This is a genomic window from Streptomyces sp. NPDC048370 (genome assembly GCF_043200825.1).
Lineage (GTDB): Bacteria > Actinomycetota > Actinomycetes > Streptomycetales > Streptomycetaceae > Streptomyces.
This window is the reverse complement of the sequence record NZ_JBICYI010000009.1, coordinates 90,543-117,078: the sequence shown is the minus strand read 5'-3', so window position 1 is coordinate 117,078 and position 26,536 is coordinate 90,543. Positions and strand designations below refer to the sequence as shown.

The 26,536-nt window shown below is 70.0% G+C and carries 22 protein-coding genes, 1 tRNA gene and 1 pseudogene; 3 read left to right on the top strand and 21 right to left on the bottom strand.

What is annotated here, in order from left to right; translation table 11 throughout:
* Positions 1 to 17 precede the first annotated feature (17 nt).
* From ACGFYP_RS20710 to ACGFYP_RS20640, 15 genes and pseudogenes are all read right to left on the bottom strand, one after another.
* Positions 18 to 1,349 (bottom strand): MraY family glycosyltransferase, encoded by a 1,332-nt coding sequence (locus ACGFYP_RS20710; RefSeq protein ID WP_393495341.1) that lies wholly within the window; start codon positions 1,347 to 1,349, stop codon positions 18 to 20.
* Between the two features lie 106 nt (positions 1,350 to 1,455).
* The gene (glyA, locus tag ACGFYP_RS20705) at positions 1,456 to 2,703 is read right to left on the bottom strand and encodes a serine hydroxymethyltransferase (protein ID WP_393495338.1); all 1,248 of its coding nucleotides are present in this window, start codon (positions 2,701 to 2,703) and stop codon (positions 1,456 to 1,458) included.
* A 107-nt stretch (positions 2,704 to 2,810) separates the two neighbouring features.
* Positions 2,811 to 3,455, bottom strand: a complete 645-nt coding sequence (locus ACGFYP_RS20700; RefSeq protein WP_393495335.1) for a protein-tyrosine-phosphatase — start codon at positions 3,453 to 3,455, stop codon at positions 2,811 to 2,813.
* Positions 3,452 to 4,099 carry an L-threonylcarbamoyladenylate synthase gene (locus tag ACGFYP_RS20695; protein ID WP_361959632.1) on the bottom strand — a complete coding sequence of 216 codons (648 nt, stop codon included), beginning with the start codon at positions 4,097 to 4,099 and terminating at the stop codon, positions 3,452 to 3,454. Before ACGFYP_RS20695 ends, ACGFYP_RS20700 begins: the two co-directional genes overlap by 4 nt.
* A 68-nt stretch (positions 4,100 to 4,167) precedes the next feature.
* Positions 4,168 to 5,013, bottom strand: a complete 846-nt coding sequence (gene prmC, locus ACGFYP_RS20690) for a peptide chain release factor N(5)-glutamine methyltransferase (RefSeq protein WP_361959635.1) — start codon at positions 5,011 to 5,013, stop codon at positions 4,168 to 4,170.
* A 37-nt stretch (positions 5,014 to 5,050) separates the two neighbouring features.
* Positions 5,051 to 6,127, bottom strand: coding sequence for a peptide chain release factor 1 (gene prfA / locus ACGFYP_RS20685; RefSeq protein ID WP_393495330.1), 1,077 nt, complete (start codon positions 6,125 to 6,127; stop codon positions 5,051 to 5,053).
* A 99-nt stretch (positions 6,128 to 6,226) separates the two neighbouring features.
* Positions 6,227 to 6,445, bottom strand: a complete 219-nt coding sequence (gene rpmE, locus ACGFYP_RS20680; protein ID WP_361959641.1) for a 50S ribosomal protein L31 — start codon at positions 6,443 to 6,445, stop codon at positions 6,227 to 6,229.
* 131 nt (positions 6,446 to 6,576) lie between these two features.
* Positions 6,577 to 7,668 carry an LCP family protein gene (locus ACGFYP_RS20675; RefSeq protein WP_393495326.1) on the bottom strand — a complete coding sequence of 364 codons (1,092 nt, stop codon included), beginning with the start codon at positions 7,666 to 7,668 and terminating at the stop codon, positions 6,577 to 6,579.
* A gap of 204 nt (positions 7,669 to 7,872) precedes the next feature.
* The gene (rho, locus tag ACGFYP_RS20670; protein ID WP_393495323.1) at positions 7,873 to 9,915 is read right to left on the bottom strand and encodes a transcription termination factor Rho; all 2,043 of its coding nucleotides are present in this window, start codon (positions 9,913 to 9,915) and stop codon (positions 7,873 to 7,875) included.
* Between the two features lie 383 nt (positions 9,916 to 10,298).
* A complete protein-coding gene (gene thrB / locus ACGFYP_RS20665; protein ID WP_361959650.1) occupies positions 10,299 to 11,216 on the bottom strand; it encodes a homoserine kinase in 918 nt (305 codons plus the stop codon).
* Positions 11,217 to 11,512: 296 nt separating this feature from the next.
* Positions 11,513 to 12,583 (bottom strand): threonine synthase, encoded by a 1,071-nt coding sequence (thrC, locus tag ACGFYP_RS20660; RefSeq protein WP_361959653.1) that lies wholly within the window; start codon positions 12,581 to 12,583, stop codon positions 11,513 to 11,515.
* A gap of 6 nt (positions 12,584 to 12,589) precedes the next feature.
* Positions 12,590 to 13,882, bottom strand: a complete 1,293-nt coding sequence (locus ACGFYP_RS20655; protein WP_361959655.1) for a homoserine dehydrogenase — start codon at positions 13,880 to 13,882, stop codon at positions 12,590 to 12,592.
* A gap of 115 nt (positions 13,883 to 13,997) precedes the next feature.
* Entirely contained in the window at positions 13,998 to 15,389 is a 1,392-nt protein-coding gene (lysA, locus tag ACGFYP_RS20650) for a diaminopimelate decarboxylase (RefSeq protein WP_393495317.1), read from the bottom strand.
* A gap of 11 nt (positions 15,390 to 15,400) precedes the next feature.
* Positions 15,401 to 16,546 (bottom strand): ArgS-related anticodon-binding protein NrtL, encoded by a 1,146-nt coding sequence (gene nrtL, locus ACGFYP_RS20645; protein ID WP_393495314.1) that lies wholly within the window; start codon positions 16,544 to 16,546, stop codon positions 15,401 to 15,403.
* A gap of 229 nt (positions 16,547 to 16,775) precedes the next feature.
* A pseudogene (locus tag ACGFYP_RS20640) lies at positions 16,776 to 17,219 on the bottom strand (response regulator); the annotation flags it as partial.
* Between the two features lie 159 nt (positions 17,220 to 17,378).
* Between ACGFYP_RS20640 and ACGFYP_RS20635 the strand changes: the two are divergent.
* The 3 genes from ACGFYP_RS20635 to ACGFYP_RS20625 all read left to right on the top strand — a co-directional run bounded on the left by ACGFYP_RS20635 (position 17,379) and on the right by ACGFYP_RS20625 (position 20,008).
* Positions 17,379 to 17,450 (top strand) — tRNA-Arg (locus ACGFYP_RS20635).
* A gap of 214 nt (positions 17,451 to 17,664) precedes the next feature.
* Complete coding sequence (locus ACGFYP_RS20630; RefSeq protein WP_393495311.1) at positions 17,665 to 18,768, top strand: DNA cytosine methyltransferase; 1,104 nt, start codon at positions 17,665 to 17,667, stop codon at positions 18,766 to 18,768.
* A 127-nt stretch (positions 18,769 to 18,895) separates the two neighbouring features.
* Positions 18,896 to 20,008, top strand: a complete 1,113-nt coding sequence (locus tag ACGFYP_RS20625; protein WP_393495308.1) for a NaeI family type II restriction endonuclease — start codon at positions 18,896 to 18,898, stop codon at positions 20,006 to 20,008.
* On the opposite strand, the gene ACGFYP_RS20620 is transcribed toward ACGFYP_RS20625, so the two are convergent.
* The 6 genes from ACGFYP_RS20620 to ACGFYP_RS20595 form a co-directional block, all read right to left on the bottom strand.
* Positions 20,005 to 21,801 carry an HNH endonuclease gene (locus ACGFYP_RS20620; RefSeq protein WP_393495305.1) on the bottom strand — a complete coding sequence of 599 codons (1,797 nt, stop codon included), beginning with the start codon at positions 21,799 to 21,801 and terminating at the stop codon, positions 20,005 to 20,007. The two genes, ACGFYP_RS20625 and ACGFYP_RS20620, sit on opposite strands and share 4 nt — an antisense overlap.
* A gap of 70 nt (positions 21,802 to 21,871) precedes the next feature.
* Positions 21,872 to 22,633, bottom strand: a complete 762-nt coding sequence (locus ACGFYP_RS20615) for a zinc ribbon domain-containing protein (protein WP_393495301.1) — start codon at positions 22,631 to 22,633, stop codon at positions 21,872 to 21,874.
* Between the two features lie 649 nt (positions 22,634 to 23,282).
* Positions 23,283 to 23,834 carry a phage tail protein I gene (locus ACGFYP_RS20610; RefSeq protein ID WP_393495298.1) on the bottom strand — a complete coding sequence of 184 codons (552 nt, stop codon included), beginning with the start codon at positions 23,832 to 23,834 and terminating at the stop codon, positions 23,283 to 23,285.
* Positions 23,831 to 25,795 carry a putative baseplate assembly protein gene (locus tag ACGFYP_RS20605; RefSeq protein WP_393495295.1) on the bottom strand — a complete coding sequence of 655 codons (1,965 nt, stop codon included), beginning with the start codon at positions 25,793 to 25,795 and terminating at the stop codon, positions 23,831 to 23,833. The genes ACGFYP_RS20610 and ACGFYP_RS20605 overlap by 4 nt, the downstream gene beginning before the upstream one ends.
* Complete coding sequence (locus ACGFYP_RS20600) at positions 25,795 to 26,148, bottom strand: GPW/gp25 family protein (RefSeq protein WP_393495769.1); 354 nt, start codon at positions 26,146 to 26,148, stop codon at positions 25,795 to 25,797. The genes ACGFYP_RS20605 and ACGFYP_RS20600 overlap by 1 nt, the downstream gene beginning before the upstream one ends.
* Positions 26,149 to 26,213: 65 nt before the next feature.
* Complete coding sequence (locus ACGFYP_RS20595) at positions 26,214 to 26,528, bottom strand: PAAR domain-containing protein (protein WP_361959682.1); 315 nt, start codon at positions 26,526 to 26,528, stop codon at positions 26,214 to 26,216.
* Between the last annotated feature and the right edge of the window lie 8 nt (positions 26,529 to 26,536).

Here is a 26,536-nt window from a genome sequence, read left to right as displayed (position 1 = left end):
GCCCGATATGACATTCGTCAACTCGGCGTTCCGGCCTTCCGCCGGTCGGTGAAGCGCGAACGGTGGCCGATGGCGGTGGCTCCGTTGACCCCGGCCGGCACCGGGACACGCTCCTCGGCGGCCTCCTCCGCCGGAGCGGCCACCGAGGCGCCGACCGTCGCGGACGTTGCCGGGACGACCTTGCGGCGCCGGTAGCGCGGCGGGACGAACGACTCCGCCCAGCGGGGCGCCCTCGGCGTGAAGCGGGGCAGCAGGAGCAGCACGAGCCCGATCGCGCTCAGGAAGACCACCACGAGCACGATCCACATCGACGTCGAGTGCACCGAGTACGCCAGCGTCCCGAACGCGATCAGCGCCGACCAGAAGTACATGATCAGGACGGCCCGGCTGTGCGAGTGCCCGATCTCCAGGAGCCGGTGGTGCAGGTGCCCCCGGTCCGCCGCGAACGGCGACTGGCCGTTCCAGGTGCGGCGCAGGATGGCCAGGACCAGGTCCGCCATCGGGATCGCGATGATCGTCAGCGGCAGCAGCAGCGGGATGAAGACCGGCAGGGCGGCGTGGGTGGCCTCACGGGTCGAGCCCTCGAAGATCCGCAGGACGTCCGCGTCGACCTGACCGGTGATCGAGATCGCCGAGGCGGCCAGGATCAGGCCGATCAGCATCGAGCCGGAGTCGCCCATGAAGATTCTGGCCGGATGCATGTTGTGCGGCAGGAAGCCCAGGCACATGCCCATGAGGATCGCGGTGAAGAGCGTCGCCGGGGCGGCGGCCTCGATCGTGTAGCCGTACCAGAGCCGGTACGCGTACAGGAAGAAGGCGGCGGCGGCGATGCAGACCATGCCGGCGGCCAGACCGTCCAGGCCGTCGACGAAGTTCACCGCGTTGATGGTGAGCACCACGAGCGCCACGGTCAGCAGCGTGCCCTGCCCCTTGGTGAGCGCGACCACGCCGACACCGGGGATCGGCAGCCACAGGATCGTCAGACCCTGGATCACCATCACACCGGCGGAGATCATCTGCGCGCCGAGCTTGATCAGCGCGTCCAGCTCGAACTTGTCGTCAAGGACACCGATCAGCCAGATCAGGGCGGCACCGGAGAGCAGCGCGCGCGGCTCGTTGGAGAGCTCGAAGACGCTGTTGAGGTTCTGCAGGTGATCCGCGACGAGCAGACCGGTGCACAGGCCGAAGAACATGGCGATGCCACCGAGCCGCGGAGTCGGTTCTCGGTGTACGTCGCGGGCGCGGATCTCCGGCATCGCCCCGGTCGCGATGGCGAACTTCCGCACCGGACCGGTGAGCAGATAGGTCACCGCGGCCGTGACACAGAGCGTCAGCAGGTAATCACGCACGGGCTGCCCCACAGGAATCGCTGGCCATCTCAGCCCCACACCCTAGCCGTGCTGTCCATGTGCTTGAGGACATACGGGCCGCCCGGATGGTTGCGGTCCGGCTTCGTCACCGGCCGTACGGGGGAAATCGCCCGGCAAGATCGCGTACTTCCGCGCGTACCCGGGCCGTCTCCTCCACGTCGTCCCGGAGCGCGATCGTGAACAGCGCGGCGATCCGTGCCATCTCCCCGGAGCCCATCCCCTGGGTGGTGACGGCGGCGGTGCCGAGACGGATGCCGCGCCCGTCCCCGTACGGCAGGGCGCACGTGTCCAGGACCATTCCGGCGGCCGCGAGCCGGGTCCTTGCGGTGGGGCCGTCGACACCGAGAGGAGCGGGATCCGCCGTGATGAGGTGGGTGTCGGTGCCGCCCGTGGTGACGGCGAAGCCCTCCGCGGCGAGCGCCTCGGCGAGGACCCGGGCGTGCGCGACCACCCGATGGGCGTACGTCGTGAAGGCCGGCGTCGCCGCCTCGCCGAACGCGACGGCCTTGGCGGCGATGGTGTGCATCTGGGCACCGCCCTGGGTGAACGGGAAGACCGCCCGGTCGACGCGGCCCGCGAGCTCGGCGCCGCAGAGGATCATCCCGCCGCGCGGACCGCGCAGCACCTTGTGCGTGGTGGCGCAGACCACGTCGGCGTACGGGACGGGGTTCGGGGCCGCTCCCCCGGCGACGAGGCCGATGGGGTGCGCGGCGTCGGCGATCAGATAGGCGCCCACCTCGTCGGCGATCTCGCGGAAGATCGCGTAGTCGAGGTGGCGGGGGTAGGAGATCGAGCCGCAGACGATCGCCTTGGGGCGGTGGTGGCGGGCGAGGGCGGCGACCTGCTCGTAGTCGACGAGCCCGGTCTCGGCGTCGACGCCGTACGGCACGAAGTCGAACCAGCGGCCGGAGAAGTTGGCGGGCGAGCCGTGGGTGAGGTGGCCGCCGTGGGCGAGGCCCATGGCGAGGACCGTGTCACCGGGCCTCAGGAGCGCCGCGTATGCGGCCAGGACGGCCGAGGAGCCGGAGTGGGACTGTACGTTCGCGTGCTCGGCTCCGAAGAGCGCGGTGGCCCGTTCCACGGCGATCCGCTCGGCGGCGTCGGCGAACGTGCAGCCGCCGTGGTGGCGGGCGCCGGGATAGCCCTCGGCGTACTTGTTGGCGAGCGTGGAGCCGAGGACGGCGAGGACGGCGGGCGAGGTGAAGTTCTCGGCGGCGATCAGCTGCAGGCTGTCGCTCTGCCGGCGCGCCTCGCCGAGCAGCACGTCGGCGATCTCCGGGTCCTGCCTGCGCAGGACGTCGAGTTCCTCTTCGGGTGGAGCGGTGACCGGCATCTGTGGCTCCAGGCGCGTGGGCTGGCCTTCAGCTCCAATGTAGGCGCGCGGGAGGCGGTTTGCCTGATGTTCACCCGCGCTCTGCGCCGTCTGGCCCTAGGGGTGCGTCAGCGGCGCGCGGGGACTCCGGTCAGGGCCGTCACCACGGGGTCGAGCGCCGTGTTGATCTCCTCGCCGATCGAGCGGAAGAACGTGATCGGGGCGCCGTACGGGTCGTTGACCTCGTCCGCCTCCGCGCTCGGGGCCAGGAGCCACCCGCGTAGAGCCGCCGCGGCACGGACCAGCGCACGCGCGCGTTCGACCATGCCGTCGCCCAGCGGGTCCGGCAGCGTCGCCGGGTCTATGGCCCGGACGAGTCGGGTGAACTCCTTCAGGGTGAAGGTGCGCAGACCCGCCGAGTGGCCCATCGAGATGACCTGCGCGCGGTGGTCGCGGGTCGCCGTCAGGACCAGGTCCGCGCGGATGACGTGCTCGTCGAGGAGCTCGCGGCCGAAGAAACCGCTGGAGTCCGCGCCGAAGTCGGCGAGGACCAGCTCCGCGTTGGCCTCCATCGGGGCCCCTTCGTGGCCCCAGGTGCCCGCGCTCTCCACGATCAGGCCGCCGCCCCGGGGGTCGCCCAGGCGGTCGCTCAGGGCATGGCGGGTCAGCCGCTCGGTGATCGGCGAGCGGCAGACGTTGCCGGTGCTGACGTGGAGGATGCGGAAGGAACTGCTCTCGTGCCCCGCTATGCCACGCCCCTCAGGGGCGGTCAATTGGCCACCTCGAGGTCGGGTACGACCTTCCGGAGCTCCTCCGGGGAGAGCGCGCCCTCACGCAGCAGCAGCGGCACCTTGCCGGTGACGTCCACGATCGACGACGGCACGATCCCCGGGGTCGGTCCCCCGTCGAGGTACACGGAGACGGAGTCGCCGAGCATGCCCTGGGCCGCGTCGCAGTCCTCCGGCGACGGGTGACCCGTGAGGTTGGCCGAGGAGACCGCCATCGGACCGACCTCGGTCAGCAGCTCGATCGCGACCGGGTGCAGCGGCATCCGGATCGCCACCGTGCCCCGGGTGTCCCCGAGGTCCCACTGCAGCGACGGCTGGTGCTTGGCGACCAGCGTGAGCGCGCCCGGCCAGAAGGCGTCGACGAGCTCCCACGCCTGCTCGGAGAAGTCCGTGACGAGCCCGTGGAGCGTGTTCGGGGAGCCGATGAGGACGGGCGTGGGCATGTTGCGGCCCCTGCCCTTGGCGTCGAGCAGGTCCGCGACCGCCTCCGCGCTGAAGGCGTCCGCGCCGATCCCGTACACGGTGTCGGTGGGCAGCACGACCAGCTCGCCGCGGCGCACGGCGGACGCGGCCTCGCGCAGACCGGTCACACGGTCGGTCGCCTCGTTGCAGTCGTATCGCCGAGCCATTTAGCGGGCCTCCTCGTACACAAGCGTGGTCAGGGCAGTGCGGGTCAGAGCGGTGGGGGCGGTGCGGCTCACGGCATCGCCTTGCGGGCGGTCGCGAAGCGCGGGCGGTTGTTCAGGTCCGGGTGGTCGGCGGCGTCCGCCCAGCCGGCTTCCTCGTTGAAGATCCACGGCACCTGGCCGCCCTGGGTGTCCGCGTGCTCGATCACGACGAGGCCGCCCGGGCGCAGCAGCCGGTGCGCGGTGCGCTCGATGCCCCGGATGGTGTCGAGGCCGTCCTCGCCGGAGAACAGCGCCATCTCCGGGTCGTGGTCGCGGGCCTCGGGCGCGACGTACTCCCACTCGGTGAGCGGGATGTACGGCGGGTTGGAGATGACCAGGTCGACCTGGCCGTCGAGCTCGGGGAGCGCGGTCAGCGCGTCGCCCTGGTGGACGGTGACCCGCGAGCCCTCCGCGTTCTTACGGGTCCACAGCAGCGCGTTGTCGGAGAGCTCGACCGCGTGCACCCGCGAGCGCGGCACCTCCTGCGCCATGGCGAGCGCGATGGCGCCCGAGCCGGTGCACAGGTCGACGATCAGCGGCTCCACCACGTCCATGGCGCGGACGGCGTCTATGGCCCAGCCGACGACCGACTCGGTCTCCGGCCGGGGCACGAAGACGCCGGGACCGACCTGGAGCTCCAGATAGCGGAAGAACGCCCGGCCGGTGATGTGCTGGAGCGGCTCGCGGGCCTCGCGGCGGGCGACCGCCTCCCAGTAGCGGGCGTCGAAGTCCGAGTCCTTGACGTTGTGCAGCTCCCCCCGCTTGACGCCGTGCACGAACGCGGCGAGCTCCTCCGCGTCGAAACGCGGCGAGGGAACGCCGGCGTCGGCCAGCCGCTGGGTGGCCTGGGCCACCTCGGCAAGCAGCAGGTTCACGCTGGTCCTCCGTGGTACGGGGTGGGGCTTACGGAACTTACGCCGCGGCGAGCTTGGCAGCGGAGTCGGCGTCGACGCAGGCCTGGATCATCGCGTCCAGATCGCCGTCGAGCACCTGGTCCAAGTTGTACGCCTTGAATCCGACGCGGTGGTCCGAGATCCGGTTTTCCGGGAAGTTGTACGTACGGATCTTCTCGGACCGGTCGACGGTACGGACCTGGCTGCGACGGGCGTCGGCGGCCTTGGACTCGGCCTCCTCCTGCGCGGCGGCGAGCAGCCGGGACCGCAGGATACGCATCGCCTGCTCCTTGTTCTGGAGCTGGCTCTTCTCGTTCTGGCAGGAGGCGACGATGCCGGTCGGCAGGTGCGTGATGCGGACCGCGGAGTCGGTCGTGTTGACGGACTGGCCGCCGGGCCCTGACGAGCGGTACACGTCGATGCGCAGGTCGTTGGCGTGGATCTCGACGTCGATCTCCTCGGCCTCGGGGGTCACGAGGACACCGGCCGCGGAGGTGTGGATCCGGCCGGCCGACTCGGTGGCGGGCACGCGCTGCACGCGGTGCACCCCGCCCTCGTACTTCAGCCGCGCCCAGACGCCCTGGCCGGGCTCGGTCGCGCCGTTGCCGCCCTTGGTCTTCACGGCGACCTGGACGTCCTTGTAGCCGCCGAGCTCGGACTCGGTGGAGTCGATGATCTCGGTCTTCCAGCCGATGCGCTCGGCGTAGCGCAGGTACATCCGCAGCAGATCGCCGGCGAACAGGGCGGACTCGTCGCCGCCCGCGCCTGCCTTGATCTCCAGGATGACGTCCTTGTCGTCGCTGGGGTCGCGCGGGACGAGCAGCAGCCGCAGCTTGTCGGTCAGCTCCTCGCGCTGCTTCTCCAGCTCCTTGACCTCGGCCGCGAAGTCGGGGTCGTCGTGCATCAGCTCGCGGGCGGTCTCGATGTCGTCACCGTTCTGCTTCCACGAACGGTAGACGGCGACGATCGGGGTCAGCTCGGCGTAACGCTTGTTCAGCTTGCGCGCGTTGGCCTGGTCCGCGTGGACCGAAGGGTCAGCGAGCTTCGTCTCGAGATCGGCGTGCTCGCCGATCAGTTCCTCGACCGCCTCGAACATCGGGGGCTCCTGGTTTTCGTACGAACGGACTGCGGGGACGGCAAAGCGCCGGTCCGGTAGCCCCCTGCGGGAGCGACCAAGGACCGGCGCAGTGACGTGCTACTTCTTGGCCGCAGCCTTGCCGAAGCGGGCCTCGAAGCGGGCGACGCGGCCGCCGGTGTCGAGGATCTTCTGCTTGCCCGTGTAGAACGGGTGGCACTCGGAGCAGACCTCGGCACGGATGGTGCCGTCGGTCAGGGTGCTACGGGTGGTGAACGACGCGCCACAGGTGCAGCTGACCTGGGTCTCGACGTACTGGGGGTGGATCTCGCGCTTCAAGGTGTCTCCTAGTTTCGGGAGGGCTCCGGGTCGCCGTGCGGATTGCACCTGCGTGAACCGGGGCCGACGTACCAGTCTGCCAGGACCGGCCGTATCTCCCAAAACCGGGTCCGTTGTGAAACTATTCCGCGCTACTTCACGAGGCCGTCGGCCTTGCCCGTGGCCGTGTCCTTCGTCGCGGAGGCCGGGATCGGCCTGTCGCCCTTGAGCGCCTGCCAGACCTGCTTGGACTGGGCCTGGAGCGGTATGACGCGGTTGGGGTCGGCGGGGTCGTACTCGACGGGCATCGTGATCATGTGGACGTCCTCGGAGCCGAGCCCCGCGAGGCCCTGGGCGAAGCCCATCAGCTCGTTGACCGAGTCGAGCTCGGAGTCGGGGGTGATGGCCTTGGTGGCGGTGTCCGCGACGTCGAGGAGCTTCTTCGGGTTCGACAGGACGCCGACGTCCTTGACCTGGTTCATGAAGGCCTTCATGAACGCCTGCTGGAGCTGGATACGGCCGAGGTCGCTGCCGTCGCCGACGCTCTTGCGGGTGCGGACCAGGCCGAGGGACTGCTCGCCGTCGAGGGTGTGGGTGCCCGGGGCGAGGTTCAGGTGGCTCTTGGAGTCCTTGATGGCCTCGGTGGTGGTGATCTCCACGCCGCCGAGCTTGTCGATCAGCTTCTTGAAGCCGGTGAAGTCGACCTCGATGTAGTGGTCCATGCGGATGCCGGACATCGACTCGACGGTCTTCACGGCGCAGGCCGGCCCGCCGACCTCGTACGCGGTGTTGAACATCGCCCGCTTGTCGCCGGCGACGGCGGTGCCCCGTTCGTCGGTGCACGCGGGGCGGTCGACGAGGGTGTCGCGGGGTATGGAGACGACACTGGCCTTCTTGTGGCCCTCGTAGACGTGGACGACCATCGCGGTGTCGGAGCGGGCGCCGCCCTCGTCCTTGCCGTAGGCGCCGTTGTCGCCCGAGCGGGAGTCGGAGCCGAGGACCAGGATGTCCATCGAGCCGTTGTCGACGTTCTTGGGGCGGTCGGTGCCCAGCTGGGCGTTGATGTCGACGCTCTTGAGGTTGCCGTTGAGCTTGAAGTAGACGTACCCGAGCCCGGAGCCGCCGACCACGACGAGCGCGGCCGCGCTCCAGGCGGCGACGGTCACCGCGCGGCGGCCCTTGGCGGGCTGCTTGCGGCGGCGGCCGTTGCCCCGTATTCGGCCGCTCTTGCTCTGCTCGGTCATTTCCTACCTCAGGTCCTAGTTTCACCTTCTGTGACGGAGATGCACCCGGAAGGGTTGCACGGGAACCTGTGAGGTTTCGCGGAGCGACGGCCCGCAACGCACCGCGCCCACCGTGCGGGGCACGGTGGGCGCGGACGTCGATCCAGGTCACGGCGGGGTTACGGCCCTCGGGCCGGTCCCCCGTCGCGTGACGGAGGTCATACCTCAGTCGTTGTTGCCGGATCCGGGAGTCGTCTTCTGGATCTGCAGAAGGAACTCGCCGTTCGACTTCGTCTGCTTCATCTTGTCGAGCAGCAGCTCGATCGCCTGCTGCTGGTCGAGCGCGTGGAGCACGCGACGCAGCTTCCAGGTGACGGCGAGCTCGTCGCTGCCGAGCAGGATCTCTTCCTTACGCGTACCCGAGGCGTCGACGTCGACGGCCGGGAAGATGCGCTTGTCGGCGAGCTTCCGGTCGAGCTTGAGCTCCATGTTGCCGGTGCCCTTGAACTCCTCGAAGATCACCTCGTCCATGCGCGAGCCGGTGTCGACCAGCGCGGTGGCCAGGATGGTCAGCGAGCCGCCGTCCTCGATGTTGCGCGCCGCACCGAAGAAGCGCTTCGGCGGGTAGAGCGCGGTCGAGTCGACACCACCGGACAGGATGCGGCCGGAGGCCGGGGCGGCGAGGTTGTACGCACGTCCCAGGCGGGTGATCGAGTCGAGCAGGACGACCACGTCGTGGCCCAGCTCCACGAGGCGCTTGGCACGCTCGATGGCGAGCTCGGCGACCGTGGTGTGGTCCTCGGCCGGGCGGTCGAAGGTCGAGGAGATGACCTCGCCCTTGACCGAGCGCTGCATGTCGGTGACCTCTTCCGGACGCTCGTCGACCAGGACGACCATCAGGTGGCACTCGGGGTTGTTGTGGGTGATCGCGTTGGCGATCGCCTGCATGATCATGGTCTTGCCGGTCTTCGGCGGGGCCACGATCAGGCCTCGCTGGCCCTTGCCGATCGGCGACACGAGGTCGATGATCCGCGTGGTCAGCACACCCGGGTCGGTCTCCAGACGGAGCCGGTCCTGCGGGTAGAGCGGGGTCAGCTTGTTGAACTCGGGGCGGCCACGGCCGGAGTCGGCGGCCATGCCGTTCGAGGAGTCCAGGCGGACCAGCGCGTTGAACTTCTCGCGGCGCTCGCCCTCCTTCGGCTGACGCACGGCGCCGGTGACGTGGTCACCCTTGCGCAGACCGTTCTTGCGGACCTGGGCGAGGGAGACGTACACGTCGTTCGGGCCGGGCAGGTAGCCGGAGGTCCGGATGAACGCGTAGTTGTCGAGGATGTCCAGGATGCCCGCGACGGGGATCAGGACGTCGTCGTCGGAGACCTGCGGCTCGCCGGTGGCGAACTCGTCACGGCCACGACGGCCACGACGGTCGCGGTAGCGGCCGCGACGGCCACGACGACCGCCCTCGTCGTCGAAGTCGTCCTGCGGGCCGGTGTTCTGCTGCTGGCCGCCGCCCTGACGCTGCTGACGCTGGCCGCCCTGGCCACCGCCCTGCTGGTCGTCGCCCTTGCCACCGCGGTCACGGCGGTCGCGCTGGCGCTCGCCACGCTCGCCGCGGTCACGGCGCTCGCCGCGCTCGCCACGGTCACGGCGGCCGCGGCCCTCGGCGGTGTCGGCGGCGGTCTCGGCCTTGGCCTCGGCGGACGCGTCCGTACGGGACTCGGTTCGGGAGTCCGTCCGGGTGTCGACCTTGGTCTCGGTCTTGACGGCCTGGGCGGACTCGGCCTTGGCCTCGCCCTCCGGGCTGCCGGCGGGCGCGGTGGCCCGACGACGGCGGCGCTCGCCGGCCGGCTGGTCCTCGGAGGCCGGCTGCCCCGGAATGTCGATCTGCTGCTGGGCGACGGCCTTCTCGGCCTTCTCCGCCTGCGCGGCGGCGGGCTCGGCGGCGGCGTCGGCCGTACGGGCCTTGGAGGTGGCGCGGCGCTTCGGCTTGGTCTCAGCCGTGTCGGCGGCCTTGGCGGGGGCGGACGTACCGCCACCGGCCTGCGCCTCCTTGATGACCTCGATCAGCTGGCTCTTGCGCATCCGCGCGGTGCCCCTGATGCCGAGGCCGGACGCGACCTGCTGCAGCTCGGCCAGGACCATGCCCTCGAGGCCGGTGCCGGAGCGGCGGCGCCGTGCGGTGGTGCCAGTGGCAGCACCTGCGGCGGGCGCGGAATTGTCGACCGTGTTGTCGGCAGTCACGCCCATCAGATCGGTGGTGTCGCTCACGAAGGGTCCTTCCCTGGAGCGGACGTCGGCCATCTGGCTCGGCGACCGGTTGTGCTGTCCGACAACGGTCCTGGCTTGTGGACCGTGTCGGGGCGGTGGTCCCGCCGGGTACGGCGGAAGAGAAAAAACGTGCTTGGGTCCGGCCCGAGGCCCCCTGCTCGGCCCTCACACAGGATGAGCGAGGGGTGTCGCGCCGGTTCCGGAGCGTGCTCGAAACTGCTCAGGCAGGCTGCTCAGGCAGTTGGGGAGGCTCCCGGAAGAATCGGTGGTCCCGGATGGGGACACTCAGCACCGCGCCAACAAGGCGCCGGGTGCTGACTTGAGGTTAACACTACCGGCTCCAACAAACATTCCCCCTCTCCCTCACCGGCAATCACGTGTCCCTAGGGTGCGAGCGGCAGAACACTCGCTCCGGACACATCGAGGTCGAGCCGGTTCGCGGCCCATCCCTCGCCCGCCAGTCGGGCGACCTTGTCGGCCGACCCGTGTTCGGCCAGCGCGAGCACCGTGGGGCCCGCGCCGGAGATGACCGCGGGGACTCCGTCCGCCCGCAGCCGGTTCACAAGGGCGATGCTCTCCGGCATCGCGGGGGCCCGGTACTCCTGGTGCAGCCGGTCCTCGGTGGCCGAGAGCAGCAGCTCAGGGCGGCGGGTGAGCGCCTCGACGAGGAGTGCGGCGCGTCCGGCGTTGGCCGCGGCGTCGACGTGCGGGACGGTGCGCGGGAGCAGACCGCGCGCGGTCTCGGTCAGTACGGGCTTTCCGGGGACGAAAACCACCGGAACGATGGAATCCGAGGGATCCATCCTGATCGCTCGCGCGGCACCGGACTCGGTCCAGGCGAGCGTGAATCCGCCGAGCAGACAGGCGGCGACGTTGTCGGGGTGTCCCTCGATCTCGGTGGCGAGTTCGAGGAGGGCCGCCTCGTCGAGGCGGGTGTCGCCGCCTATGGTCACGGCGCGGGCGGCGACGATGCCGGCGCAGATGGCGGCGGAGGAGGAGCCGAGGCCGCGGCCGTGCGGGATGCGGTTGGCGCAGACGACCTCGAGGCCGCGCGGCTGTCCGCCGAGCAGGTCGAAGGCGGTACGCAGGGAGCGTACGAGCAGGTGGCTCTCGTCGCGCGGGAGCGTGTCGGCGCCTTCGCCGGCGATGTCGATGTGCAGCCCGGAGTCGGCGACCCGGACGACGACGTCGTCGTAGAGACCCAGCGACAGGCCGAAGGCGTCGAAGCCGGGGCCGAGGTTGGCGCTGGTGGCGGGAACGCGCACCCGTACGGCGGCAGCGCGGAAGGCGGGACCGGCCATCGCTCGATGACTCTCCTTGACTTGCGACTACGGGTTTTCAAGAGAAGTACACAGAAACCCGGGGGCCGTTTCTGCCTCGGGGGGCGACAACGGCAACGACACCGCGCATATGCAACGGGGCGGGTTCGGTACAGCCTATCGAAGGAAGGTTCTGTGGCGACATAGGGCGCACAGGAGGCGCACGATGCGTGTCGCAAGCCTTCCTGTGCGCCTATGTACGTTCCTGATCGGGTATGCCTCCCCGGGGGTTCCCCAGGGAGGCCGATTTCATCAGGGATCGACCCGAACTGAGCGAGTTACGCGAGACCGAGGCGCTCGGCCGCGGCGGCCGCGTCGACCGGGACGGTGACCGGCTGGGGCGCGCCGGCGACGGCCCAGTCGGGGTCCTTCAGGCCGTTGCCGGTGACGGTGCAGACGATCGTCTGCCCCGGGTCGACCTTGCCCTGCTCGGCGGCCTTCAGCAGACCGGCGACGGAGGCGGCGGATGCGGGCTCGACGAAGACGCCCTCCTGGGAGGCCAACAGGCGGTAGGCGCGCAGGATCTCACGGTCCGTCACCTCGTCGATGAAGCCGCCCGACTCGTCGCGCGCGGCGATCGCGTACTCCCACGAGGCCGGGTTGCCGATGCGGATCGCGGTGGCGATCGTCGACGGGTCCTTGACGACCTCGCCGCGCACGAGCGGCGCGGAGCCGGAGGCCTGGAAGCCCCACATGCGCGGGCGGTGGGTCGCGAGGCCGTCGGCCGCGTACTCCCGGTACCCCTTCCAGTACGCCGTGATGTTGCCGGCGTTGCCCACGGGCAGGACGTGGATGTCGGGGGCGTCGCCCAGCATGTCCACGATCTCGAAGGCGGCCGTCTTCTGGCCCTCGATACGGACCGGGTTGACGGAATTGACCAGCGCGACCGGGTAGTTGTCCGACAGCGCGCGGGCCAGGTCAAGGCAGTCGTCGAAGTTGCCGTCGACCTGGAGGATCTTCGCGCCGTGCACGAGGGCCTGGCCCATCTTGCCGAGCGCGATCTTGCCCTGCGGCACGAGGACGGCGGACACCATGCCGGCGCGTACCGCGTAAGCCGCCGCGGACGCCGAGGTGTTGCCGGTGGAGGCGCAGATGACGGCCTGCGCGCCCTCCTCCTTGGCCTTCGAGATGGCCATGGTCATGCCGCGGTCCTTGAAGGAACCGGTGGGGTTGGCGCCCTCGACCTTGAGGTGCACCTCGCAGCCCGTGCGCTCGGAGAGGACCTGAGCGGGAACGAGCGGCGTACCGCCCTCACGGAGCGTGACGACCGGCGTCGTGTCCGTGACCGGAAGGCGGTCCCGGTACTCCTCGATGATGCCGCGCCACTGGTGGGTGCCCTTGCTGGTCATGGGTCCTTACTCCCCTTCAACACGCATGATGCTGGCGACACCGCGCACGGTGTCGAGCTTGCGCAGCGCTTCGACGGTCCCGGAGAGGGCGGCGTCGGGCGCGCGGTGGGTGACGACGACGAGGGAGGCCTCGCCGTCCTTGCCCTGCTGACGGACCGTGTCGATCGACACGCCGTGCTCGGCGAAGACCGTCGCGACCTGGGCGAGGACACCCGGCTTGTCGGCCACGTCGAGGCTGATGTGGTACCGCGTCACCACGTCGCCCATGGGGCTCACGGGCAGCTGGGTGTACGCGGACTCCCCAGGGCCGGTGGCCCCGTCGAGCTTGTTGCGGCACACGGCGACGAGGTCGCCGAGGACGGCGGAGGCGGTCGGAGCGCCACCCGCGCCGGGGCCGTAGAACATGAGCTGCCCGGCGGCCTCGGCCTCGACGAAGACCGCGTTGTAGGCCTCGCGGACGGAGGCGAGCGGGTGGCTCAGCGGGATCATCGCGGGGTGCACGCGCGCGGTGACGGACTCGCCGTCGGCGGCCCGCTCACAGATCGCGAGCAGCTTGATGGTGCAGCCCATCTGCTTGGCGGAGGCGAAGTCGGCGGCGGTGACCTCGGTCATGCCCTCGCGGTAGACGTCGTCGAGACGTACGCGGGTGTGGAAGGCGATCCCGGCGAGGATGGCGGCCTTGGCGGCGGCGTCGAAGCCCTCGACGTCGGCGGTCGGGTCGGCCTCGGCGTACCCGAGGGCGGTGGCCTCGTCGAGCGCTTCGCTGTACCCGGCCCCCGACGTGTCCATCTTGTCGAGGATGAAGTTCGTCGTCCCGTTGACGATGCCCATCACGCGGTTGATCTTGTCGCCGGCGAGGGACTCGCGCAGCGGCCGGATGAGCGGGATGGCACCCGCGACGGCGGCCTCGTAGTACAGGTCCTCGCCGTGCTCCTCCGCGGCGGCGTAGAGGCTCGCGCCGTCCTGGGCGAGGAGCGCCTTGTTGGCCGAGACGACGGAGGCGCCGTGCTCGAAGGCGGTGGTGATGAGCGTGCGGGCGGGCTCGACACCGCCGATGACCTCGACGACGACGTCGATGTCGCCCCGTTTGACCAGGGCGGTGGCGTCGGTGGTGATCAGCTCGGCGGGGATGCCCGCACGGACCTTGTCGGGGCGGCGGACCGCCACGCCGGCGAGCTCGACCGGGGCGCCGATGCGCGCGGCGAGGTCGTCGGCGTGCGTCGTCATGATGCGCGCCACCTCTGAGCCGACCACACCACAGCCCAGCAGCGCCACCTTCAGCGGACGCGTACGCATCATCCGACCTCGTTTCTCGTACTGCTTCTCGTACTGCTTCGTATTTCTACGTTGGACCAGTCTCACTCACCGGACGAGGGTTTCTGCCCCTCGTCCGGATCCTGAGACATCTATTTCATCACCCGACGTCGAGACGCAGGAGATCTTCCTCCGTCTCACGCCGGACGATCACCCGCGCCTCGCCGTCGCGGACGGCGACGACGGGCGGGCGGAGTGCGTGGTTGTAGTTGCTGGCCATGGAGCGGCAGTAGGCGCCGGTGGCCGGTACGGCGATGAGGTCGCCGGGCGCGATGTCGGCGGGCAGGAACGCGTCCCGTACGACGATGTCGCCACTCTCGCAGTGCTTGCCGACGACACGGCTGAGCATGGGCGCGGCGTCACTCGTCCGCGAGACGAGGGCGACGCTGTACTCGGCGTCGTACAGCGCGGTGCGGATGTTGTCCGACATGCCGCCGTCGACGGAGACGTACGTCCGCAGCCCTTCGAGCGGCTTGACGGTGCCGACCTCGTACAGCGTGAAGGCGGTGGGGCCGACGATGGCGCGACCGGGCTCGACGGAGATGCGCGGGGTGGCGAGCCGGGCGGCCTCGCACTCCCGGGCGACGATCTCCTTGAGCGCCTTGGCGATGTCGTGGGGCTCGCGGGGGTCGTCGTCGGAGGTGTAGGCGATGCCGAGGCCGCCGCCGAGGTCGATCTCGGGGAGCTCGACGCCGTGCTCGTCGCGTACCTCGGCGAGGAGCTGGACGACGCGGCGGGCGGAGACCTCGAAGCCGGCCATGTCGAAGATCTGGGAGCCGATGTGGGAGTGGATCCCGATGAGCTCGAGCCCGTCGAGCTTCAGCGCACGCCGGACGGCCTCCGCGGCCTGTCCCCCGGCGAGGGCGATGCCGAACTTCTGGTCCTCGTGGGCGGTGGCGATGAACTCGTGGGTGTGCGCCTCGACGCCGACGGTCACACGGATCTGGACGCGCTGGCGCTTGCCGAGGGACTGGGCGATGTGGGCGACGCGGACGATCTCCTGGAAGGAGTCGAGCACGATGCGCCCGACGCCGACGGAGACGGCACGGTGAATCTCTTCTTCGCTCTTGTTGTTCCCGTGGAAGGCGATGCGCTCGGCGGGCATCCCGGCGGAGAGAGCGGTGGAGAGCTCGCCCCCGGAGCACACATCCAGATTCAGCCCCTCCTCGGTGAGCCACCGGACGACGGCGCGGGAGAGGAAGGCCTTGCCGGCGTAGAAGACGTCGGCGTCCCGGCCGAAGGCGTCGGCCCAGGCGCGGCAGCGGGCGCGGAAGTCGCTCTCGTCGAGGAAGTAGGCGGGGGTCCCGAACTCCTCGGCGAGCTCGGTGACGCTGAGCCCCCCGACAGTGGCCTGACCTTCGTCGTTACGACTCACGGTCCGCGCCCACACCTTGGGGTCGAGGACGTTGAGGTCGGCGGGCGGGGCGCTGTAGTGCCCTTCGGGGAGGACGTCGGCGTGGCGGGGCCCGGCGGGGTGGGCGGAACGGCTCATGTCTGCATCTTTCAAATCTGGTCGGGTGCGCTGATGCCGAGCAGGGAGAGGCCACCGGCGAGCACCACCCCGGCGGCTTCGGCGAGCGCGAGCCGGGAGCGGTGGGCGGCCGAGGGTTTCTCGTCGCCGAGGGGCAGGACGGTGTGCTGGAAGTCGAGCAGCGCGTCGGCGACGACTTCCAGATGCCGGGCGACCCGGTCGGGGGCGCGGTGGCGGGCGGCGGCCGCGAGCACGGCGGGGTGGTCGCCGAGGGCGCGGGTGAGGACGGGGGCGTCCACGCTCTCGCGGGGGTCGCTGTGGACGTCCAGCTGCCGCCCGTTCCGTACGAGGGCACGGGCGCGGGAGTGGGCGTACCGGACGCGGAAGAGGGGGTTGCCCTCGTGCTGCCGGAGGAGCTCGTCACCGAGCCGGGCCTGGTCGTGGGCGGCGGGGGCGAGCAGCCCCCAGCGCGCGGCGTCGAGCCCGAGGCGGCGGAGGAGGGCGCGGGGGGTGTGGGGCACGGGGAGGGGCGCGATGCCGTGGGACCGGCTGCCGGCCTCGACCCGGGCTTCGGCCCGGGCTTCGGCCTCGGCCGAACCGCTGAGGCTGAGGGGGCTGAGGGTGCTGAGCGGGCTCACGGGGCTGAGGGTGCTCAGCGGACTCACGGGGCTGAGAGGGCTCACGCCGAGCAGGGACCACGCATCGTCGACGGGCCCGTCGCAGTGGATCCGTACGGAGAGACCTTGGGAGTGGAGGATCGACCGCAGGGCGTCGGCGGTGACGGCGGCGCGGAGGTCGGCACGGCAGGAGAGGTCGACGATCTCGCCGCTATGCGCCCGGCACCCGTACTGGTCACCGAGTCGGAGGATCTCGCGGACGAGATCCTGCTGGGCGTCGCGACGCAGGGTGAAGTTGAGGAAGCCCGGCCCGGTGATGTCGACGGCGGCGATCCCGGGGCTCCGGTGGAGCCGGTCGCGGAGGATCGCGGCGACGTCGAGGGGCGGGCGGTGGGCGGCGCGGGCGAGGGCGAGGGCGACGTTACTGGCGTAGTCACCGCGACCCCCGGGCCGGGGCCGCTCGACGGTGACGCGGCTGGGGACCTCCACGTGGAGCACACCGTCGTCGACCGCACGGCGCACGGCGTGCAGCACGGTGAGGGAGAGGTCCGCGGGGGTCACGGGACAAGCGTATGGGAGAAGGGGGGTCGAAAAGCGAACCGGTTTCGCGATGCGGTCACCGCGCCCACTAGGAACAGGTACCGGCTCGCCCGACTCCGTGACGCCCGTCGGCTCGATCGCCGGCTCGGTCGTCGTGCCTGCGGTCGGTTCGGTCGTCTCTGCCACAGGGCCCGTCGTGGAGTCGGCCATCGTCGGGGACATCGCGTCTGCCGTCGTGCCGGTCGTCGCGTCTTCCATCGACCCCGTCGACCCCCGACGGCCCCTCCTGTCCGCCACGCCGCTGCCCGGGCTCCCGCCCGTCGCGGTGCATGAGCTTGCGTACGACGCGTACGAGCTCGGCGGGTTCGAAGGGCTTGGCGAGGAAGGCGTCGACGCCGACGGCGACACCGCTGTCCATCTCGTACTGGGTGCAGGCACTGACGATGGCGACCGGCAGATGACTGGTGCGCGGATCGGACCGCAGCCTCTCGGCGGTGCGCAACCCGTCCAACCGGGGCATGACGACGTCGAGGGTGACGACATCAGGCTGCACCTGATGCACGACATCCAGACACTCGGCACCATCGGCCGCGGTCACGACCTCGAAGCCCTCAAGCTCGAGATTGACCCTGATCAACTGCCGGATCACCCGGTTGTCATCGACAACGAGCACCCGACCGGACATGCCTGACACACGACGAGAGTAGGTCGCCGGAAGTGGCTGCGTCCGGGTTTTGCCCACTTCCGACCCGTGAGGGGGAACGGGGGGTCGGTGACTCGACGGAAATACCTGTTCACAGGCACCGCTCGGATGCTGGTAGGGTTCTACCCGTCGCCGCCGAACGCGGCGGACGCCCCCGTAGCTCAGGGGATAGAGCAACGGCCTCCGGAGCCGTGTGCGCAGGTTCGAATCCTGCCGGGGGCACTTCGCAGGAAGTGCCTAAAGACCCCGCCACCAGCGTTAGCGCTGAGGACGGGGTCTTCTTGCGTGGGTGGGCGTGGCGAGGTTGGCCAACACGTCGTCCACCGTTCCTCGAACCAGCGGCGCTGTCAGAGGTGCGCGTTACTCTGATGTGCGCTGTTCAGGTGCCGGCGATCCTGGCTCGAACGGCCCCATGCCGACACCCTGTGGAGAGCACGTGCATCCCGTCCAGATCGTTGACCTGTTCGCCGGCCCTGGCGGGCTCGACGTTGCCGCCGAGAAGCTCGGCATGGCAACGGTGGGCGTGGAGTGGGACTCCGCTGCCTGCGCAACGCGTCGCGCGGCCGGGTTGGAGACCGTCGAGGGTGACGTACGACGGTACGGGCCCGGTCTGTTTCCCGACGCGGACGTCCTCGCGGGCGGTCCTCCGTGCCAGACCTTCACCGTCGCAGGGACAGGCGCAGGACGCAGGGCCCTCGACGACGTTCTGGCTTTCGTCGAGCGCATGGTGGCAAGAGAGGACCGCGAGGAGATCGCAAAGGACCTCTCCAAGTTGGAGGACGAGCGGACCGGGCTGGTGCTGGAGCCACTTCGTTGGGCGCTGGAAGCGATCGACGATCTCGGCAAGCCGTACCGCGCCATCGTCCTCGAGCAGGTCCCCGCAGTGCTCCCGGTATGGGAGGCCTATGCCAAGGCCTTGCACAGCGAGGGCTATTCGGTGGACTGCGGGCTCTTGCGCACGGAGGCCTACGGAGTACCCCAGACTCGCAAGAGGGCAGTTCTCATTGCTCGCTTGGGACCTGAGTCCGTGAAGCTCCCCGCCCCCACACATCGCACCTACCGCAAGGGCGTTCCCCGTGACTCCGGGGACAGCAGTCTGGCCCCCTGGCGGACGATGAACGACGTCCTGCGCCGAGAGTCACCCTTCCTCGTCATCTCGAACTACGGGACCGGCGGAGACCCCAAGGCACGTGGCCGGCGTGGGTCGTGGGAGCCCTCGGCCACCGTCACCGGCAAAATCACGCGCAACCGGGTGGTCTCACTCGACGGAGCAGAGATGGACCGGTTCTCGTTCTCCGAAGCAGGTCGCCTGCAGACCTTCCCCACGGACTACCCGTGGTCGGGCAAGGATGTGGGCCAGCAAATCGGAAATGCCGTTCCTCCTCGCCTCGCCATGCACGTTCTTTGCGCCGCGTTCGGCTGGGAACCTCCGACTGACGATGTACTGAGCAAGGTCCAGACATGGAGGCCCAAGGGCCCTGCCGAAGAGGAAGGCAGCGCCGAGGTCGTGCCGCAACCCGTCATGGCGGATGCCGTATAGCGAAGCGAACGCAGGGTCTGTGCATCCTTCCCGCCATCAACGCCCTCTCCTCTCCTCTCACGCCCATCCGGTGCACGTGGGCCGTCGCTTGCCCACAACACACTGACGACCGTGGAGCCAATCGATCATGGATGAGCAACTCCTCTTCGGGTTGGAATCGGCGAACGCAGCCGGAGAGTCCGTTCCGGAAACACACGGAACCGACCTGGAGCTGGATACTGCCTTTGCGTTCTTCTCTTCAGATGTGACCAGTCGTATGGGCGCCTTCATCCGGAAAGCCACGGACGAAGTCATCGCCACTCCTCGGACACGACGCTGGACGCTCGACCAGTGCAACGACCAGGAGAAGGGCTACCTCGGCGTCAACATCGAGAACATCGTGCGGGACGGATACCAGCTGGCCGAAGGTTCCGCCGGCATGGACTTCGATGTCCTCGGTGTCGATGTCGACTGCAAGTGGTCTCGCAACTTCGGCGGTTGGCAGATACCGCCTGAGGCCGTGGGCCACATCTGCCTGCTGGTGCACGGCGATGACGTCACCGGCGAGATGGCAGTCGGCCTTCTGCGTATCAGGGATGAAATCCTTGTGGGCGGAAATCGGGACCTGAAGCGCACTATTCAGAGTCCGGGCGGCATGAGCGAGATCCGCTGGCTTGTCGAGCCCGGGACGCCGGTCCCCGAGAACTTCCTGATGAGTCTACGCAAGCAGGACCGTGATGCCATTCTCGCGCCACGAGGCGGCGACGCGCGGGCATTGGAACTCTTCAAGCGCTGCGAAGGCATGATCATCCACCGGCACACCATCGAGTCCATCGGCCAGCAGGTGGACGAGGCACGTCGATTCCGTGGCGAGACTCGCCGGAAGTTGCTCGAAGAAGGCTTCGAGGTTCTCAACGGCCACTGGAAGGCCAGCCGAGAACGCGCGTTGGAGTTGGGCGACATGGAGCTCACCAACGGAAGTCAGTGGATCTGTCTGCGGACCGACGGCTCCTCCCCTGCCCGACGGGCAGCCCTGGAGCCGGCCCGAAGGGCCGAATCGCTCGCCTATCGGAAGACGTTCAGCGAGCAGATCGCGGCGGTGCGCAGGGCGAAGAAGCGGGCACGGAAGGCTGCCAAGGCGGCAGCCGCACAGGAGCCGGCCAACCTTGTCGCCGCCGACAGTGCTGCCGAGGACGCCAAGCAGGCTTTCGCGCAGGCCGAGAGTGCGGCCGTCGAGCACGGGCAACAGCTCTTCAGCTAGCTCTGTTGCCCCTCGATGGCAGCGAGGTCTTCCTGTTCGTCATGGTCCACCAGGTCCCTGCCGCACAAGGCCCGGTGGTAGCGAAGGTGCGCTTCGCTGATCCGGTGGGCGTGGTGTCGTCGGAGTTGACCGATGGTGATGTCGTCCGCGGTCGAGCGAACGGTACCTTCGGCGTCGATGTACAGCGCCAGACCGTCGAACTGGACGTGATGGTTGGGGCACAGAACGAGCAGGTTCTCCAGTACATCGGGGCCGTTGTGCGGACGCCCCAGTCCACGGATGTGGGCTGCCTCGCTGTAGGTACCGAACCGGGTCGCCAGCCGAAGGCCGCAAACCTGGCAGCTGTCACGGTGCAGCCTCTTCACCTTGACCGTCAGAGCGGTGTCGCGGACGGGACGTGAGGCGGCGACCGTGCGCCGTGCGGTGGGGCCTTGATTCTTCTCCAACTCCTCCATGAATTCGTCGACGCCGCTTGCGCTCTCCTGGCCGGCAAGCCCCAGGCGTGCCATCAGAGCGCCCTGATCGACATCGGCGAGGTAGGTCTCTCGCAGAACGGCGACGGCCTGAGATCGTACGAAGGGGTCGCCCAACAGTCGCTCGGCCTGCTTGGACACTCCGCCCTCGGGGTTGAGCCTGTCGAACGTTGCCGCGCGAGCAACAGCATCCTGCTCCGGTCGAACGCCATGGACGTCCCACAGGTGGCTCGTCTGCAGGTGCCAGAACGGATACTCAGGGGTGATCGACGAGTCGGGCAGGCCGAACTCGGCCATCAGCCCTCCCACCTCGTCGCGGAACTGTTGCCAAGGTGCCAGGTGAGGCTTCCCGGTCGCCACTCTGGAGATCCCCCAGAGAAGAGCCAGCGGCTTGTGCCTGCTTTGTCGGCCGTTTCTCCGGTGGACCTTGAGGGTCTTCAGTCTGTGCATGAGCTCGCTCACCGTCAGCTCCGCCGACAGCCCCGTCCGTGCGGAAGATGCAGGGGCGGTATCGTCCGCGCGGCGAGGGTAGGGAAACAGGGCCATGGACTCGCGGCCGTCCTCGGGGAGAGTTCGGGCCGATGCGCTCTCTCGCTCCGTCCCGGGGGTCTGCCGCCTGATGTGAGGCAGCACGGCGTGCCCCTGCTCCACCCACTGACGCCAAGAACGGGGAGCTCGTTCGAGTGTGTCCTCGGATGACAGCCCGGCGGTACCCCTGGCTTCGATCCATGCCCAGTCGAGCTGGTCGTCTTCGGCGCGCAGGTCCAGGACTGCGAGGTCATAGCGATAGTTGGGGTAGCGCGCGTCCTTCGTCTTCTGCTCGACCTGCTCGGCGCCCTCGATGACGGCGACACCACAGAACTTGACGTAGCCCTTCTGCGTTCCGTTGCGCGGCACCGCCTCGAAAATCAGCAGCGGCACGGCCAGTGCACGCTGCTCCGCGGTCGGGGCCCGATGTTCCTCAAGCGCCTCCAGCAGGACGGCATTCCCCTGGGTACTTCCCACCGGCACCGTGTGATCGACCCTGTGGTCCCCGTAGTAGGTCACGCGGCCACGGTCCAGGTCGATCGAGTCGTGCCAAGGAGTCTCGGGAGTTCCGGCCTTCCAGGTGCTGGAACGGATCAGGACGGCCGGCCGGCGTCGCCCGTGAGCGGCCTTGACCTTCGCGATCGGGTTGATGCCTTTGCTCAGCTGAATCTGGGCGAGCGTCCTGGAGGCCGTCGCGTGGTGGATGTTCGGATGGCCGTCGATGCGCTCGAGGGACGGATCCCTGTTCCGAGCAGACCGATACACATCCCCCACACGCAACTGGCTTCCCATCGAGCCTCCCCCTCACCCGACCGCTTACGTGACTGCTCCGCTTCCCCGATCTTGCCAGGTCGGGGGTGGTTCACGAGCGTTTGAAGAACTCGACCTCCGCCAGGGCTATGTGGCGGCCTTCGGTGAGGCCCGCTGTTTCGTGGAGGGTCAGTTGGATCGAGACGACGTCGCTGTAGCCCGTCTGGATCGTCTGGGGGCCCGGTTTGTCCGCCAGGGTGATGGACTTCTTGTGGACCTTGCCGTCCGATGCCGTCACCACCAGGTCCGCCTTCGTCGGGCGGGCCTGGTTGCGGAACGTCTCCGTCTTCGCCGATGCGCCCGTGTGGATCACTACGTCCACCAGGCGGAACGGGGCGCGGAACTCGAACGACAGCGCGTCGCCGACCTTCGGCGCGCCCCAGTACGTGTTGCTCAGGCCGTCCGTCGCCAGGGCTCCACCGTGGCCCCTGACCGACGCAGTGGCCTTTGTCGATGTCGGGGTGATCGGCGTCGCCTTGCCGAGCTTGTCCCGTACGTCCTCGTACAGCCAGCGGCCCGCCGGGATCAGGAAGTAGCCGCCCACCAGGAGGCCGACCAGCACCAGCGCGATCACCGAGCGGCGTACCCACACGCCCGATCCCGAACGCGCCCTGCGGCGGAACGGCCACACCGTCCGCCACCACGGCAGTGGCACCACCCGCGCCGTCGGGCGCAGCGGGGCCGCGCAGCGGCGGCAGAAGCGGCGGTCCGGGGCGTTCGCCGTGCCGCACTGGGGGCAGGGCGGGCCCTGCTGTGTCTCCGACGACGACTTACGTACCTTCGGGCGTTGCGCCATCGGCTTCGCCGGCTTCACCGCTCCCACCGGTCCCGCCGGGGGTTCCTCCGGTGCTGCGGGGACCGGGACCGGCCTGCGCGCCGCGATGGGGGCGGACGTGGGTGTGGGTGGAGTGGGTGGAGTGGGTGGAGTGGGTGGAGTGGGTGGAGTGGGTGAGGTGGGTGGGGTGGGGCTGTGCGTGGGGCGGGGTGGAAGCGTGGGGGGCGGGCTGGTCGTCCGAGCCGGGGGCCTGCGCCGCTCCTCCTCTGCCTCCTCCTCAGCCGGCCCCTCCCCTGACGCGTCCGACGGGATCTCCACCGGGAGCTCCGACTGGAAGCCTCTCAGAAGTCCCCGGAAGAAGCCCGGCTCGGGCTGCGTCGGGACGTCCGCCGGGAGGCCCAGTCCGGCCGGGAACCCTCCCGTCAGTTCCGTCGGCAATGCCGTCGGGACGTCCGGGGTCGCAGCGGGGAGCTGGGGGAAGTCTGACGGTGGTTCCTCCTCCTCCCGCGTCCTCCGGCGGTCCCGGTCCCGGTCCCCGTCCCGGTTCCGGTCCCCGTCCCGGTCCCGGTCCTGCTCCCTCTCCCGCTCCTTCTCCTCCTCCTTCGACCAGCCCACGTACCCCCCGCAGTTCCCGCAGAAGTCGTCCGTGTCGCCGTTCGCCGTGCCGCAGTCCGGGCAGACGCGCATGTCAGTTGCCTTCCTCGTCCGGCTCGCCCGTCACGATCTCCACTCGGCACGTGAGGTGGACCGGGCAGGAGGCCTGGACCACCTCCAGGACCTGGCGGGTGTCCACCGGGCCCCTGACGCGGACCAGGAGTTCGCCCGTGGGGGGTGGGGGGAGCGTCGCGTTCGGGGTGTTCGACCACGTTGCTCCGCCGCCGTCGATGATCTGGGCCTCCACCCCCAGGCACAGGCGCAGGCGTTCTTCCAGGCCTCGGCGGGTGCCTCGCCGGCGGTGGAGTTCCATCGCTCGGGCCACGACCGTTCTGGACAGTTCCTCCGGCCAGTCGTCGTCCAGGTCCACGCCCAGCCAGGTCGACAGCCAGTGGAGGAAGTCCGGGGGCGTGAGTGCCGGGTCGAAGTACGACGGGAGGTTGTCCAGGGTCGAGAGGATCGGGGCCAGGACCGTGTCCAGGCCCGCCGTGAAGCGCTGCGCGAGGTCGTCGTCCGCGTACAGGGCCGGGAGCAGGGCGCCGATCGGGTGGCGGCTCGGCAGGCCGGGGACCGCGGCTCTGGTCATGATCCGCCGCCCAGGTCCCCGGGGGTCACGACCACCTGGTGCTGGTAGGAGAAGACGAGGGCGTTGCGTGCTACGTCTATGCGTTCCACCGGGGAGCCCCGCCGACCCGTCACCGGGTCCGCCGGGAAGAGGCGGACCTCCTCCACCAGGGCGTTCTGCGCCGCCCGTTGGAGGACCGCGAAGACCTCTCCGTACTGGACCGGGCGGCCGAACGGCCAGCCCCTGCCGTCGGCCCCGCCGTGCAGCGGGTTCAGGTGCCGGAAGAGCGCGTCGAGCGCGGCCTCCCGTACCCGGTCCACGTCCTGGTCCTCGGCCACCAGCCGGGCGACCACCGTGACGCCCTGGTAGGCGGGCGGTTCCACCACCAGGCGCGTACCGACCAGGCGGCGCTCGTCCAGGCGGGCCGTGATCGCCGACAGGACCTGGTCCGAGGGGATCAGCTGCTCGAAGCGGAGGCGGTCGTCGCCCTCGTCCGCCACCGCGTCCGGCACGATCAGGACCCGTACCGCGCCGCCCTCCCCCGCCACGGCGGGCAGACAGCGCACCCGCTTCACCGACGGGGCCGCCTCGCGCGCGATGAACTCGTAGTCCTGCGCCGTGACCGCCCGGTCCCGGACCCGCAGTACGTGTGGGGCCCGCGTCTTCGCGTTGTCGACGCTCTCGCCGTCCACCCCGCCGCGCGCCGCCTCCCGGTTCTCGACCCGGTCGATGTACGGGACGGAGCTGCGCAGCACCGAGATCGCGCCGCGCGCCACATTGCCGGCGGCGCCGCCGCCCGTGCGGTAGCGCGGGATCCGCACCTGGGCGCCCTGGTCGGGGACCGCGCCGTAGGTGCGCAGCGTGCCGTCCGGTTCCCGCAGCGCGGGCGGGAAGGTGAACTCGCCGGTCGTGGCGTCCACGACCACGTGCCGGTCGGCGGGGGTCGAGTCGCCGAAGTGGTCGACCGGCGTCCAGGTCTGCCAGCCCTCGGCCGAGGACACCTCGACCACCGGCGGCTCGCCGTCCAGGAGCAGCGGCGGGCGCGGAACGCGGAACCGCTGGCCCGCCACGCCGTCGGAGGCGCCCAGCATCGTGTCGTGCACGACCTCCGCGTGCTCGACCGTCATCGTCCCGCCGACGGTGAACACCTCCGCCTCACGGACGGTCGGCGACTCCGAGTAGAACGGCTGACCCGCCTCCGGGGCGACCACCCGGCAGCGCAGCCAGCCCGCCCGCGTGCCCGCGAGCACCGACGCCGTGTGGCCCGCCGGTACGAACACGACGATCTCGCCCGGTCGGTTGAGGCCGCCCGTGGTGTCCGAGTCGGTCTCGCACAGCACCCAGCGCGCGCCGTCCCAGGCCTCCCACACCAGGGGAGGTTGCCTCGGGTCGACACCGACGCCCTCGACGCGGCTGTCCAGCTGGACGACGACGATGCAGCGCGGGACCGCGGTCGGCAGGCCGAACAGCACGGCGTCCCCCGGGGCGGGAGCGGCCTGGAAGCAGGGGATGTCCCGGCCCTCTGCGAGGGCGGCCGTACGGTCGGTCTGCTCGCCGCCCGCGGGGGCGGTGACCAGGCGGGTCAGGGAGCTGGGCACGATCGGCAGGTCCGCGGTGGTGCCGAAGACCACCTCCTCCTCCGTTCCGCCGTGTTCGGTCGCCACCTCGATGCCCGCCGGCAGCATCACCGTGTCGGCCTGGGGCGCGGACAGCCAGAAGTCGACTTCCGCGGTGGCCGCCGTCGGCGGGAAGAGCGTGACGCCCAGCAGGTCGAGGAAGGCCACGTAGTTCTTCTCGGGGACCCGGTTCAGCCGGTAGAGCAGCTGGTCGACCATGTACGCGAAGGTCTCGATCAGCGTGACTCCGGGGTCCGACACGTTGTGGTCGGTCCACTCCGGCGTCCGCTGCCGCACGTACCGCTTGGCCTCGTCGACGAGCTGCTGGAAGCGCCGGTCGTCCAGGTGGGGTGAGGGCAGCGCCATCAGCGCACTCCCGTCTCGTCGGAGCCCTCGGTGGAGGGGATGGAGTAGAACGGGAAGACCAGGTTCCGCAGGTCGTTGGTGGACCGGATCGTGTACCGGACGTCGATGTAGAAGACACCCTCGTCCACGGCGTCGAACGCGACGACCACGTCGTCGACCTCGATCCGCGGCTCCCACCGCTCCAGTGCCGTCCGCACCTCGTGGCCGATGCGGCCGGCCGTCTCGTCGTCGCCCGGCGCGAAGACGTAGTCGTGGATCCCGCAGCCGAACTCGGGGCGCATCGGGCGCTCGCCCGGTGCCGTACCCAGGACGAGGCGGATGGCCTCCTCGATCTCCCGGTCGCGCTCCACCATCCCGATACCGCCGGTGGGGCTCACCCTGAGGGGGAAGCCCCAACCGCGGCCTATGAACCGCTCGCTCACAGCGGGCCCCCGATGTAGACGTTCGGCGCACCCGCCATGATCTTCGATCCGCACACCGTGTCGTCCATCGCGCAGGCGGCCGGCAGCCCACCGATCAGTACGCGGCGGGTGGCGGCCTGCGGGCTCGGCTTGACCAGGTTGGTGAGGGCCAGGTACGCGTGCGGCCCACAGACGTTCACGCTTCCGGTCACCGCGGCGGGCTTGCCGCCGATGAACACGGTGGCGACCCTGGCGGTGAAGGGCCCGGGCGGCGGGGTGCCGAGGGCACCGCCGTGGGCCGTGGGGTCTCCTACGCGCGCTGCGGGAGGCATTCACTTAC